Consider the following 12,156-nt stretch of genomic DNA (forward strand, 5'->3'; position numbering starts at 1 on the left):
TCAGAAAGCGGCCGCCTGCAGGCTGGCGCGCTTCTGCTTGGCCAGGCGGGCGAGCAAGCGCCGCTCAACGTCCTGGCACGTATCCCCGGCCACCAATGCCACGGTGGTGGTCAGCAAGGATACCTCACCCAGTATTGGCCACGGCTGCCGCTCCATCTGTCGACGCATACGTTCCATCAGGACGATAGCACCATCTTCCGCACAGTCTGGCAGTAGCAAGATAAACAGCTCATCCCGGATACGGAAAATCTCATCCCCGGCCCGCACTTCATTACGAATCCCTTCAACAAACTGCGGCAAAAACTGACTGACGGCGTGCTGTCCATGCAAGTCACACAACTGGGAAAAATCTTCAATACTGAAACCAATCAGCGCCAATGGCCGCTTGGCACGCTCGCTGCGAGCCACTTCCCGCTCCGCTACCAGCGAAAAATGACCGGCATTATAAGCCCCGGATTCACCATCATTTAATGTCAGTGAAGCCACCATCAGCAAGCGGTGCTGGATCAACAAGCCATAACAGGCAACCGAGGCCGCCACCATGGTGTAAACCAGTGCTGCCCGGGTTGCCACCAGCACATCCGCAGCCATCATGACAGTCCACCAGAGGGCGATAATCATACCAATGTTATAAATATGGCTGAGGGTACGACGCAGGCAAAAATAGCTGAGAAACGGCATCATCAACAGATAGTTCAGAGATAACGCCATGCTGGGTTCGATCTGGATAAAACCGGGTGCCACTACCAGCACCAGTACCGGCAGCGCCAGCCAATCATGATGGCTGCAATCCCGCTGCAGCCAGATAATCGCCGCCGCCAGCAAGAGCATCGGAATCACACAGAAACTCATCAGCACGGTATCGTACAGACCCAGCTGGAACTGCTCCCATACCACCCAGCTCATCAGCAGTGCCGTCAAGACAAACAAGCCCGACCGCAACACCGGGCCACGATGGTGATTATCAAGCATGATCATCATGACAAGCCTCCCTGATCCGTACGACCAAGCTGTCCACATCGTCGTCTGGCTGATAATGAATAGCGACAATATCCAGAGGCTGCTCACCCGCCCTGGCAACAGGGTCCAGTTGCTGTTCGATCAAGCGGAAGTCATCCGTAGTGCCATAAGGCATCAACACCAGAAAATCATCCGATTCCAATCGATACAACATATGAAAAGGCTGTACCCCCTGTTGCAAATGCGTTCCCAGTTGTTGGATACGATCTTCAAACGCCTCGTTCCCCAGTTGACGCCAAGTACCCGGCACCAGCACCAGGGTCAACAGCAGCCGGGATGAATGACGATCCGCGCGGGGGATTTCACGGGCCAGATCGATCAGCAGTTGATCCTCCCGATAGGCACCGGTACGTGGATCCGCCCCGACTTCTTCGCGCAACCGGATAGTACCGGATTCATTCATCCAGCCAATTGCAGCGGCGACCGCCACACTCACGGTATAGGTTGTCATAACCTGTGCTCGCAACAGGATATCCAAACAGGCGGCCAGACACAGAAATAACACCGAAAAAGCCAGCATCATCCAAATGGCATACTGCCATCGAAACGCAAACACCAGATAGAACGGCACCCAGAAACCAATATGTACGGTGTCCAGGCCAATGGTCATCTCCCGCAAGGCCATCAGCACCAGTAGTGTCACGACCAACCATTCAGGCCAGCGACGTCGATAGGGTTTGTCGTGCAACAGCAGATAACGGGCATAAATACTCAGCAGGCAACCGAGCAATAAAGTGGCAATCGTCTCTCCAACATGCTGGTGTCGCCAATCAATCCAGGACAGCGCCGCCAGGCATACGGCCATCAGCAGACAATAGAAAGCCGTCAGCCGTAACTCTTGCTGTCGTAAAAAATACGTATTGTTCTTGCCTGTGAGCATCAGAAAGCCTTTGTCATTGGGATTCGTCGGCCAGTACCTTGACAGGAAAACGCCGCATCACCCCGGTGCCAGGTAACCGCAATACCCTGCCCCCGAACGTAATTACCGGGTTAATCCGCAGGTGGGTAGTGTATACTAGCCAACTTTATCTGTTTCCGACCGATCGGGTGTAATCGATGGATGTAAACCAATACATGATAACGCTGGGCCAACAGGCACGTGCTGCTGCAACAGCCATGGCCAGAGCCTCAACCCAGGACAAAAACAAAGCCTTGCTGGCCATCGCCGATGCCATCAGCCAGCAACGTAGCGACCTCTATCAAGCCAATGCCACCGACCTTGAAAACGGTCGGGCCAAAGGCCTGGATGCTGCCCTGCTCGATCGCCTGGAACTGACCGACGCCCGTATTGACACCATGATTGAAGGCCTGCATCAGGTCGCCACCCTGCCAGACCCGGTGGGTGAGATCACCGATATGAAATACCGCCCCAGCGGCATTCAGGTTGGCAAGATGCGTGTGCCTCTGGGTGTCATCGGCATTATTTACGAAAGCCGCCCGAACGTAACCATCGAAGCCGCCAGCCTGTGTCTCAAGTCCGGCAATGCCACCATTTTACGGGGTGGCTCGGAGTCCATTGCCAGCAACCAGATGCTGGCAACCTGTATTCGCACCGGTTTGGCCGCTGCCGGATTACCTGAAACCGCCGTGCAGGTAGTGGAAACCACCGACCGTGCCGCCGTTGGCCACTTGATCACCCTGCCAGAATTTGTCGACGTTATTGTACCTCGTGGTGGCAAAGGGCTGATTGAACGCGTCAGCAAGGACGCCAGGGTCCCGGTTATCAAACACCTCGACGGCATCTGCCATGTGTATCTGGATCGCTTTGCCGACCAGACCAAGGCACTGAATATCGCCGTTAATGCCAAAACCCACCGTTACGGCACCTGCAACACCATGGAAACCCTGCTGGTGCATCAGGATGTCGCCAATGAGTTACTGCCAGCGCTGGGGGAAGCCTACACTGCCCTGGACGTTGAATTACGTGGCTGCGACCGCAGCCGCGATATTCTTCATGGCATAACAGCCGCCACCGCTGCAGACTGGGATACCGAGTACCTGGCACCGATTCTGTCAATCAAGATAGTCGACAGCATTGAGGCTGCCATTGAACATATCAATCGCCACGGTTCGCACCATACCGACAGTATTGTCACCGAGAACTACACCCTGGCGCGCCAGTTCCTCACCGAAGTCGATTCCAGCTCGGTGATGATCAATGCCTCAACCCGTTTTGCCGACGGCTTTGAATACGGCCTGGGAGCAGAAATCGGTATCTCTACCGACAAGATTCATGCCCGTGGCCCGGTCGGACTGGATGGTCTGACCTCACAGAAATACGTTGTGTTTGGTAACGGCGAAGTACGCAAATAATGAGCTCAACCGTGGCAGCCGCACGGGCTGCTCCCTGGGCCATTCTGGGCGGTACCTTTGACCCGGTTCATATCGGGCACTTGCGTATCGCCTTGCAATTACGCGACGCCGGTTTTGAGCGGGTGCTGCTGATGCCTAACCGTATTCCGCCACACCGGCCGTCCCCCCGGGCGTCATCAAGCCAGCGCCTGGCCATGCTGAATCTCGCTACCAGCGACCTGGATGGTGTCGAAGTCAGCGATATTGAATTACAACGCCCGGAATGCAGCTACAGTGTCATTACCCTGGAATGGCTGCGTACCCTTTACCCGGCCATCAGTTTTACCTGGGCAATGGGCACCGATGCCTGGCTCAGTTTTGACCGCTGGCACCGCTGTGACGACATCCTTGATCTCGCCAATCTGATGGTCATCAGTCGTCCCGGAGAACGCCAGCCCGTTGCCCCATGGCAACAACAACAGTGGCTGGCACGACAGGCTTCCATTACTGACCTGTTAGCCAGTCCTGCAGGTCGTATCTGCCAACAGGCCTGGCCCGGGCTGGATATTTCAGCATCGGGCTTGCGTCGAGGCATTGCCGAAGGCGAGAATGTCCGGTTCCTTACTCCAGACCCTGTACTGGACTATCTCACTCAACACCAACTTTACCGATAAGTAGCGAATGCAAACTGAGCAAATCAAAAACCTGGTCGTCGATTCCCTGGACGATATGAAAGCCAGAGACATCACTATTCTGGACGTACGTGGCCGTACTTCTGTCACCGACTGGATGGTCATTGCCACCGGGACATCCAATCGCCACGTTACCGCCGTCGCAGGCCATGTTGAAGAAAAAGCCAAGCATGCCGGCCTGCGCCCCAATGGCACCGAAGGTCGTGCCGTCGCTGACTGGGTACTGATCGACCTGATCGACGTCGTCGTGCATGTCATGACCGACCAGTCACGCCACTTCTATGACCTCGAGCGACTCTGGGGTGAACCTGCCGACTCATCCAGCAAGGGTCATGCAGCGGAATGAAAATCCGGCTGCTGGCGGTCGGTCAGAAAATGCCCGCCTGGGTGACAGACGGCTATCAGGAATACGCCAAACGGCTACCTGCCGACTGCGCCCTGGAACTGGTGGAAATCAGCCCGGGTCACCGCAGTAAAAGCAGCAGCAAGGAAAAAGCCATGCAGCAGGAAGCTGCTGCCTTGCTAAAGGCAATACGGCCACAGGAACATCTGGTCGTACTGGATGTCCTTGGTAAACCCTGGTCAACAGAACAGCTCTCCGGTCATCTGTCGCAATGGCGCATGGACGGTCACGATGTGGCTCTGGTGATTGGTGGCCCTGATGGCATAGCCCCAACGCTGCTGGCGCAGGCAAAACAACGCTGGTCACTATCCAGCCTGACCTTGCCGCACCCTCTGGTACGCGTGGTGGTGGCTGAGCAGATATATCGAGCCTGGACCCTGTTGCAGGGCCATCCTTACCACAAATGAGGCCTGCATGTGGGAGCACTCCTTCCGGGATAAATCAGCTGAAGTAAAGCTGTTTCGTTCTCGTGCCGCGATTCTGGGCCTGATTATCTTTGCCTTGCTGGGCGTGCTCGTCTGGCGTATGGCCTATTTGCAAATCACCCTCTACGAAAAATACCAGAATCTATCCGAAAACAACCGTATCAAGATCCAGCCGCTGCCTCCCAAGCGTGGTCTGATTTATGACCGCAATGGGGAATTGCTGGCAGAAAACGTACCCTCATACAGCCTGACGCTGGTGCCTGAACGCGTTCGTAATATGGAAGATACTCTGAATTTTATCGACGATATGATCGGTATTTCAGAACGGGACCGGGAACAGCTCGAACGACGTCTGGAACTGCGTCGTCGACCCTACGAACCCGTTGTTTTACGTCATCAACTGACCGAAGTTGAAATTGCCAAGGTCATGGTCAACCGGGTTTACCTGCCCGGTGTCGATGTCGAAGCCCAGCTGGTGCGTCATTATCCACAAGGGGAAACCTTTGCCCATGTACTGGGTTACGTCGGACGTATCAACCAGCGGGAACAAAATCACCTGGATACCGATATCGATACCAAACGCCGCTACAGCGCCACCCAATACATTGGCAAACAAGGTATTGAAAAGCGTTATGAAAGTGACCTGCATGGCGAACCCGGCTATCAAAAAGTGGAAACCAACGCCCGCGGCCGTATTTTACGGGTATTGGAGCAGTCAGACCCGACCCCCGGACAAGACCTGACCCTGCACCTCGACAGCCGCCTGCAACGGCTGGCCCAGCAACAACTGGCCAATCACCGGGGCGCTCTGGTGGCTATTGAAGTCAAAACCGGGGGGATTCTCAGCCTCTACAGTAACCCGGGCTTTGACCCCAACCTGTTTGTTACCGGTATATCCCATACCGACTATAATGCCTTGCGTGACAATCCGGATTTACCCCTGTTCGACCGGGCCATACGGGGCCGCTATCCACCGGCATCCACCCTGAAACCCTTTATTGGTATCGGCGTCACCGACCTCGGTGTGACCAGCTGGAGCCGTACTATTTTTGATACCGGCAGCTTTATGCTGGAAAACAGCTCCCGGGTCTACCGGGACTGGAAACGCCAGGGTCATGGCGAAGTCAATCTGGAACGCGCTATCGTCGAATCCTGCGATGTCTATTTTTATGATGCCGCCGTCCGCGCGGGAATTGACAAGCTTGACCCTTTTTTGGCGCAGTTCGGCTTTGGCCAGAACCTGGCGATAGATGTTGATAACGCCTTCTCCGGGCTGCTGCCCGGCCGTGAATGGAAACGCAAACACTACAAAGCCAGCTGGTACGCCGGTGATACCGTCAACCTGGGCATTGGCCAGGGCTATATGCAGGTCACCCCCTTGCAACTGGCCACTGCCACAGCGTTAATGGCCAATCGCGGCAAGTGGGTCGCTCCCCGTCTGCTCTCTGCCCACAGCGGTCAGCATGAAGCGATTGATGAAAGTGAGGCCCAGGACATCAAACTGAACAACGAAGACAACTGGGATCATATGTTTGAAGCCATGCGCAAAGTGATCTCCAGCCCTCATGGCACGGCTCGCGTGCTGCAAAAACACCTGGAGTTTTCCATCGCAGGCAAAACCGGTACTGCCCAGGTTGTCGGCATCAAGCAAGATGAAGAATACGACTCCGACGCCCTGCGCGAGCGCTTGCGTGATCACGCTCTGTTTATCGCCTTTGCGCCGGTTGAAGATCCGCAGATTGCGATTGCCGTGGTGGTCGAAAACGGCGAATCAGCGGGCCGTACCGCAGCACCCATTGCTCAATCAGTTATTAATCTTTACCTCAGCGGAAGCACTGGCGAATGAGCAATTCCGACTTCACCCGCACACTGGGTAGCGGCATACACCCGGGATTTGATCGTGGTAAAGCATTATTCACCCGCATTCATCTGGATTTGCTGCTGGTGATACTGCTACTGGTACTGTGCCTGGCTGGCTTACTGATACTGTATACCGGCAGTGGCCGAGATACGCATATGCTGGTACGTCAGGCCGTGCATATGGGCATTGGTTTGCTTGGCATGGGGCTGGCAGCACAGCTGCCCCCTCGCTTTTATCAAATGATTGCGCCCTGGGCTTATCTGTTGGCTCTGGTTGCCTTGATCAGCGTGCTGATTGCCGGTGTAGGGGCCAAGGGCGCGCAACGCTGGCTGGCCCTGCCCGGGCTGCCCCGCTTCCAGCCATCGGAACTGGTCAAGCTGATTCTGCCACTCACCGTGGCCTGGTATATGGCCCGGCGACCGGTGCCGCCGCATATCACCGACTTGCTCAAGGCCAGCGGGCTAATTGTTATCCCGACGATACTGATCCTGAAACAGCCCGACCTGGGTACTTCACTGTTGATCTCAGCGTCTGGTCTACTGGTGCTGTTTTTTGCCGGTATGGCCTGGAAGCTGATTGGTTCCCTGATTGCTATCGTCTCAGCCTGTGCCCCACTGATGTGGTTTTTTGTTATGCACGACTATCAAAAACAACGGGTGCTGACCTTCCTGAACCCGGAAAGTGACCCACTGGGGTCTGGCTGGAATATCATTCAGTCAAAAACCGCCATTGGCTCCGGCGGCATTGAAGGCAAAGGCTTTATGCAGGGTACCCAGTCACAACTGGAATTTCTGCCAGAGAGTCATACCGATTTTATTATTGCCGTACTGGCAGAAGAACTGGGTCTGATTGGCGTATTGCTGCTACTGGTGCTGTACTTCCTGATCATATTCCGCTGTCTGGTGCTTAGCAGCCGTAGCGAGACCTTGTTTGGCCGCCTGCTGGCGGGCAGCTTGTCCGTTACCTTTTTTATCTATGTATTTGTGAACATCGGTATGGTTAGCGGAATTTTACCCGTGGTAGGTGTTCCACTACCACTGGTCAGCTATGGTGGAACGTCAGTCGTCAGCCTGATGACAGCCTTTGGCCTGATCATGTCCATGGCAATACATCAAAAACGTTAATCAAAATACTTAACAGGGAATCAGTATGACCAGACTTACACGTCAACTGGCAAAGACTTGCCTGGTTATCAGTCTTAGTGGCTCAGCGCTGGCATATGCCGGTTACGACCAGCACCCTCGCTTTAATGAGTTTGCGGCCGAGCTGGAAAAGGAATATCAAATCCCTCCTGCAGAAACCAGGCGTTGGCTGGCAGAATCGAAAAAACTCGACTCGGTACTGGAAGCCATCGCTCGCCCGGCAGAAAAAACCCTCGAATGGGATAGCTATCAGGATATTTTCCTCACCAGCAAGCGCATTGAAGGCGGCAAGGCCTTTATGGCAAAACATGCCGGGCTGTTGGCGGCGGCAGAACAGAAGTACGGCATTCCCAAAGAAATCATCACTGCCATCATCGGTGTGGAAACGTTCTACGGCAGTCGTCAGGGTAGCTACCGGGTACTGGATTCACTGGCCACACTGGCATTCGACTACCCTAAACGGCCGATCTTCTGGCGCGAATTAAAAGCCTTTTTCTCACTGGCCAAAGAAGAAAATCTTGATCCCGCAACCGTCAAGGGCTCTTACGCCGGCGCCATGGGCTACGGTCAGTTTATTCCGACCAGTTTTCTCGCGTATGCCGTTGATGGCGATGGTGATGGCCAGCGAGATTTATGGGCTAACCCAGCGGATGCCATTAACAGCGTCGCCAACTATTTCAACGTCCATGGCTGGCGAGCACACGAGCCGGTGGTACAACGCGCCCGCGTCAGCGGCAACCAGTACCAGCAAGCCGTTAATGACAACCTGAAGCCCAAATGGACTGTCGCAAAACTGGCAGCCATGGGAGTTTCCACCATCGAGCCAGCAAATGCCGAAGACCCTGCCAGCCTGGTCAAACTGATTGGCAAGCAAGGAGCCGAGTTCTGGCTGGCCCACTATAACTATTACGTGATTACCCGCTATAACCATAGCCGTCTGTATGCCATGGCGGTTTATCAGTTGAGTGAGGCGCTGAAACAGTGAAGACCGGCTTTTGGCTGATCATGGCGCTGCTACTCAGCGCCTGCAGCTCGCGTTACCAGCACAAGGAAGACTTCAGTCCTCCAGAACCACCGGATTTATCCACCATAGAGGAGCCCACCCCCACACGGGAACCACTCAGTGTGACGGGTAACGGCCCAACGTATCAGGTGCTGGGACAACGCTATCAAGTACTGGATCAACCAACGTCATTCCGGCAGACAGGCATCGCCTCCTGGTACGGCATGAAATTCCATGGCCACGCTACCTCCAACGGTGAAATTTACGATGTTTATCAATTTACCGCGGCCCACAAAACCTTGCCGTTACCCAGCTATGTGCGGGTAACCCGTCAAGACAACGGCAAAAGTGTGGTGGTACGGGTCAATGATCGCGGGCCATTTCATGAAGGCCGTATTATTGACCTGTCGTATGCCGCTGCCCACAAAGTGGGCCTGGATGTATCCGGCACCGCCCCGGTCACGGTCGAACTGCTGACCCAGCCTTACCCCGACAAGGTACACTGGATACAGGTTTCAGCCCTGTCCGACCAGTCCAACGCCAGGCGGCAGCAGCAAAGCCTGAGTCAGGCACTGAAGCCACTGTCGTGGCCTGTGGAGGTACATCAGGGCAATCTGAATGGCAAACCACTCCATAAGGTACGTATCGGCCCGGTACCGGAAGGAGAGCCCTTGCAGGACTTGCTGATCAGGTTGGAAAACCTGCAGATCAACAACCCCGTCATACTCGGTGCTCATCAACTCGACTGAGCACCATTCACATTGCCGTCACGCGCAGCAGATCACAAGCCACAAAAAAAAGGGCCACGACCAAACTGGTCGGGCCCGAGGCAAGGGTACTCAGCGCAGAAAATAATAAAACCGGCTCTTATTCTCCAGAGCCGTGTTTTTTGATGTCCTTACGGATAGCCGCATATACACCTACAAAAAATACGCAGGTCAGTCCGACAATCACTAATCCGGCAAAAACAACTTCGTCCATAAACATAGTGGGATTCCTCACTCTTAGTCGGTCTTGCGTTTGACGTGTTGAGGGCAATGTAACAGTCCACACCTGTGTCAAATTGACTCACATCAAGCCGTTTTTCAGCCGCTCTTTATAACCGTTGCTACGCTTGATATGCATCAAAAGCGACATAAGATCAGTTATTGGCTGGCTTGCTTATTGCGCTGAAACAGAAGGCAGGATTTCAGGGAGACGGTTATTCCGATGATCAGGTCATCACCGGCAGAAACAGGGGCTGGGATGTTATCCGGACGAAGATCCCTGTTGTTCCAAAAGATCTTATTAGGGTCGAGCAAACCAGCGCCCACAGGCGCTGGCTGCTGAAAAATGACAGGTCTTGCGTGGCATCCTTGCACAGGGTGCTGTCTGTCATGCTTATTGATCGTTATCTTTCTGGATTACCGAACGCCACTGCAAGGTTAATTCAGGTCATCTGCACCAGCAATTCACAGATTTTTCAAAACGAGTTCAATATCGCACCAAAAAACAACACATTGATAACAAACTAATTAGAGATAATTCGCCCCCGATAGACCCGGGTAGACGGCCCGATCCGCTCCCGATCATCAATCATGGCCGTCGCACCGCGGTACGTTCTGTCCATAATCGGCTTGGTTTTTGGTGTTTGGGTCGGCAAAAACATCTCAATCATCTCAAGTAAATCATGGCTCACGCCGCTTTTTACAAGGGTTCTGAGGTCATCTTCCAAGGAAGGCGAATCATAGTGAATTATGCAGCCCTGCTCTTCTTTCGCTAATCGCTTTATTTTTTGTAGTAGTGCGATATTGTTGCGGTTGAATTCAACCATGTGGTTCCCCCCAAGTTGGTACTGGGGATTTTACTGCAACGCTCATACCATTGTTTTGTACTTTGTTCCGATTTGAACAATCGGCTGATCCAACTCACGATCTATATAACGGCTAAACTGACCAGCCACACACTCCCAGCTTAGCTGTTCTGCCGTCACTCGTGCCGCCTTGCCCTGCTCAACCAGATCACTCTCCAATAATGCCTCGGCGGCAGAGACAAACATCCGCTCGGCAATATCCGGCTTCTCTTCAACCGGAGCCAACGAACCGTTAACACCGGACTGAATATGCATATGGGCAGCTGCCATATCAAATGCAGCCACTGGCAAGCCACTGGCCATGGCCTCCAGCGTTACCAGACCAAACGTCTCCGTGACACTGGGAAAGACAAACAGATCAGCGGAAGCAAAATGCCGGGCCAGTGCCTCGCCCGTTTGCACGCCGGCAAAAATCACATCGGGATGGCTGGCCTGAATATCACCACGCATCGGGCCATCCCCCACCATCACCAGTTTCAGATCTGGTCGGGTCACCCGTAACTGGTCATAAGCCGCAATGGCGAGCGGGATATTTTTCTCTGCCGCAATACGTCCGACATACAGCATCACCCGATCACTGTCCTTGACCTGCCAGGACTGCCTGAGACTGATACTACGCCGCCGCGGATGGAACAGATGACAATTGACCCCGTGAGGCAATACCTGAACGTTATGAAAGCTGGATTCACATAAAAAACCGGCGACTTCTTCGGAAGGAACCAGGGTTCCGGCGGTACGGTTATGGAAGCGGCGCAGCCAGTTCAGCGTCAGGGTTCGAATCCAGCCCAAGCCATAATAACTACTGTAACGATGAAAGTTGGTATGAAACGCACTCAACACCGGAATGCCGCGCTCGGTGGCCAAATTCAACGCCGAGTTGCCCAGCGGGCCTTCGGTGGCAATAAAGACAAATTCCGGCTGAAAACGATCCCAGGCCGCCCGAATATCTCCCCGGGCTGGCCAGCCAATCTGTAAATCCGGGTACATTGGAATGGTCAAACCACGGCACCAGACTTCTTCCACTTCTGGACGCCATGTCGAGCGCGGCCGAGTACGAATCAGCTGTACCTGAAAGTGACGAGGATCCAGCGCATTAATCAACTGGCGCAGGGAATTAGCGACACCGTTAACATCGGGCACATAGGTTTCGGTAACAATACTGATACGAAGTGGAGCCATACGGGTCTGGCACTCTGGCTAAATTCAACCAGTGTGCCAGCACCACCGTGACACTTTGATGAAGCCAATAAAGCCCCATATCACTCCACCAAACGTCAGCTCTCCAAACCAGCCCTCCAAGTCATCCTCCGGCTCAGAACGCCTGAACAACAGCCTGAAACCAGGGCGACCCAACCGGGAAATGGAAATGGAACTTACCCAAAAGAAGCAATAGGGGGCATCTATTTAATCCGGTGCTCACTCTGGGCTACCGGATGGTTTCGAATCACGAAGCCGACTTGCAGGCC

Annotated in this window: 14 protein-coding genes; 9 read left to right on the forward strand and 5 right to left on the reverse strand. The window is 54.1% G+C overall.

Annotated features, from left to right (window positions below; translation table 11 throughout):
• Positions 1–981, reverse strand: coding sequence for a diguanylate cyclase domain-containing protein (locus Q8W24_RS14125; RefSeq protein ID WP_305415220.1), 981 nt, complete (start codon positions 979–981; stop codon positions 1–3).
• The gene (locus tag Q8W24_RS14130; RefSeq protein WP_305415219.1) at positions 965–1,900 is read right to left on the reverse strand and encodes a hypothetical protein; all 936 of its coding nucleotides are present in this window, start codon (positions 1,898–1,900) and stop codon (positions 965–967) included. Before Q8W24_RS14130 ends, Q8W24_RS14125 begins: the two co-directional genes overlap by 17 nt.
• A gap of 176 nt (positions 1,901–2,076) precedes the next feature.
• On the opposite strand from Q8W24_RS14130, the gene Q8W24_RS14135 reads away from it, so the two are divergent.
• Genes Q8W24_RS14135 through Q8W24_RS14170 form a run of 8 tightly spaced genes read left to right on the forward strand, consistent with a single transcriptional unit; the run spans position 2,077 to position 9,587 of the window.
• On the forward strand, positions 2,077–3,333 hold the full coding sequence (locus tag Q8W24_RS14135) for a glutamate-5-semialdehyde dehydrogenase (protein ID WP_305452433.1): 1,257 nt from the start codon (positions 2,077–2,079) through the stop codon (positions 3,331–3,333).
• Positions 3,333–3,986: a nicotinate-nucleotide adenylyltransferase gene (gene nadD / locus Q8W24_RS14140; RefSeq protein WP_305475726.1), complete on the forward strand. Its 654-nt coding sequence runs from the start codon at positions 3,333–3,335 to the stop codon at positions 3,984–3,986. The genes Q8W24_RS14135 and nadD overlap by 1 nt, the downstream gene beginning before the upstream one ends.
• Before the next feature lie 7 nt (positions 3,987–3,993).
• Positions 3,994–4,350, forward strand: a complete 357-nt coding sequence (gene rsfS, locus Q8W24_RS14145; RefSeq protein ID WP_303432480.1) for a ribosome silencing factor — start codon at positions 3,994–3,996, stop codon at positions 4,348–4,350.
• Complete coding sequence (rlmH, locus tag Q8W24_RS14150; protein WP_305415217.1) at positions 4,347–4,814, forward strand: 23S rRNA (pseudouridine(1915)-N(3))-methyltransferase RlmH; 468 nt, start codon at positions 4,347–4,349, stop codon at positions 4,812–4,814. Before rsfS ends, rlmH begins: the two co-directional genes overlap by 4 nt.
• A 7-nt stretch (positions 4,815–4,821) precedes the next feature.
• Positions 4,822–6,678, forward strand: coding sequence for a penicillin-binding protein 2 (gene mrdA / locus Q8W24_RS14155; RefSeq protein WP_303432484.1), 1,857 nt, complete (start codon positions 4,822–4,824; stop codon positions 6,676–6,678).
• A complete protein-coding gene (rodA, locus tag Q8W24_RS14160) occupies positions 6,675–7,817 on the forward strand; it encodes a rod shape-determining protein RodA (RefSeq protein ID WP_303432486.1) in 1,143 nt (380 codons plus the stop codon). Before mrdA ends, rodA begins: the two co-directional genes overlap by 4 nt.
• Positions 7,818–7,842: 25 nt before the next feature.
• Positions 7,843–8,820, forward strand: coding sequence for a lytic murein transglycosylase B (mltB, locus tag Q8W24_RS14165; protein WP_305415215.1), 978 nt, complete (start codon positions 7,843–7,845; stop codon positions 8,818–8,820).
• Positions 8,817–9,587, forward strand: coding sequence for a septal ring lytic transglycosylase RlpA family protein (locus Q8W24_RS14170; RefSeq protein ID WP_303432488.1), 771 nt, complete (start codon positions 8,817–8,819; stop codon positions 9,585–9,587). Before mltB ends, Q8W24_RS14170 begins: the two co-directional genes overlap by 4 nt.
• A 118-nt stretch (positions 9,588–9,705) precedes the next feature.
• Here the strand turns inward: Q8W24_RS14170 and ccoM are convergent, their stop codons facing one another.
• Positions 9,706–9,825, reverse strand: a complete 120-nt coding sequence (ccoM, locus tag Q8W24_RS14175; RefSeq protein ID WP_303432489.1) for a cytochrome c oxidase subunit CcoM — start codon at positions 9,823–9,825, stop codon at positions 9,706–9,708.
• A 161-nt stretch (positions 9,826–9,986) separates the two neighbouring features.
• Between ccoM and Q8W24_RS14180 the strand changes: the two genes are divergently transcribed.
• A complete protein-coding gene (locus Q8W24_RS14180; RefSeq protein WP_305475727.1) occupies positions 9,987–10,352 on the forward strand; it encodes a hypothetical protein in 366 nt (121 codons plus the stop codon).
• Here the strand turns inward: Q8W24_RS14180 and Q8W24_RS14185 are convergent.
• Entirely contained in the window at positions 10,349–10,651 is a 303-nt protein-coding gene (locus Q8W24_RS14185; RefSeq protein ID WP_305415212.1) for a hypothetical protein, read from the reverse strand. The two genes, Q8W24_RS14180 and Q8W24_RS14185, sit on opposite strands and share 4 nt — an antisense overlap.
• Positions 10,652–10,693: 42 nt before the next feature.
• The gene (locus Q8W24_RS14190) at positions 10,694–11,869 is read right to left on the reverse strand and encodes a glycosyltransferase family 1 protein (protein WP_305415211.1); all 1,176 of its coding nucleotides are present in this window, start codon (positions 11,867–11,869) and stop codon (positions 10,694–10,696) included.
• Positions 11,870–12,156: the final 287 nt, after the last annotated feature.

Origin of the sequence: Oceanobacter sp. 4_MG-2023 (assembly GCF_030689165.1) — a bacterium.
Taxonomy (GTDB): Bacteria; Pseudomonadota; Gammaproteobacteria; order Pseudomonadales; family Oceanobacteraceae; genus Oceanobacter.

What these genes read in the sequence shown, in the direction of transcription:
- Q8W24_RS14125 (WP_305415220.1), bottom strand. Translation starts at nt 981, where the DNA reads ATGATGATCATGCTTGATAATCACCATCGTGGCCCGGTGTTGCGGTCG.
- Q8W24_RS14130 (WP_305415219.1), bottom strand. Translation starts at nt 1,900, where the DNA reads ATGCTCACAGGCAAGAACAATACGTATTTTTTACGACAGCAAGAGTTA.
- Q8W24_RS14135 (WP_305452433.1), top strand. Translation starts at nt 2,077, where the DNA reads ATGGATGTAAACCAATACATGATAACGCTGGGCCAACAGGCACGTGCT.
- nadD (WP_305475726.1), top strand. Translation starts at nt 3,333, where the DNA reads ATGAGCTCAACCGTGGCAGCCGCACGGGCTGCTCCCTGGGCCATTCTG.
- rsfS (WP_303432480.1), top strand. Translation starts at nt 3,994, where the DNA reads ATGCAAACTGAGCAAATCAAAAACCTGGTCGTCGATTCCCTGGACGAT.
- rlmH (WP_305415217.1), top strand. Translation starts at nt 4,347, where the DNA reads ATGAAAATCCGGCTGCTGGCGGTCGGTCAGAAAATGCCCGCCTGGGTG.
- mrdA (WP_303432484.1), top strand. Translation starts at nt 4,822, where the DNA reads ATGTGGGAGCACTCCTTCCGGGATAAATCAGCTGAAGTAAAGCTGTTT.
- rodA (WP_303432486.1), top strand. Translation starts at nt 6,675, where the DNA reads ATGAGCAATTCCGACTTCACCCGCACACTGGGTAGCGGCATACACCCG.
- mltB (WP_305415215.1), top strand. Translation starts at nt 7,843, where the DNA reads ATGACCAGACTTACACGTCAACTGGCAAAGACTTGCCTGGTTATCAGT.
- ccoM (WP_303432489.1), bottom strand. Translation starts at nt 9,825, where the DNA reads ATGTTTATGGACGAAGTTGTTTTTGCCGGATTAGTGATTGTCGGACTG.
- Q8W24_RS14185 (WP_305415212.1), bottom strand. Translation starts at nt 10,651, where the DNA reads ATGGTTGAATTCAACCGCAACAATATCGCACTACTACAAAAAATAAAG.
- Q8W24_RS14190 (WP_305415211.1), bottom strand. Translation starts at nt 11,869, where the DNA reads ATGGCTCCACTTCGTATCAGTATTGTTACCGAAACCTATGTGCCCGAT.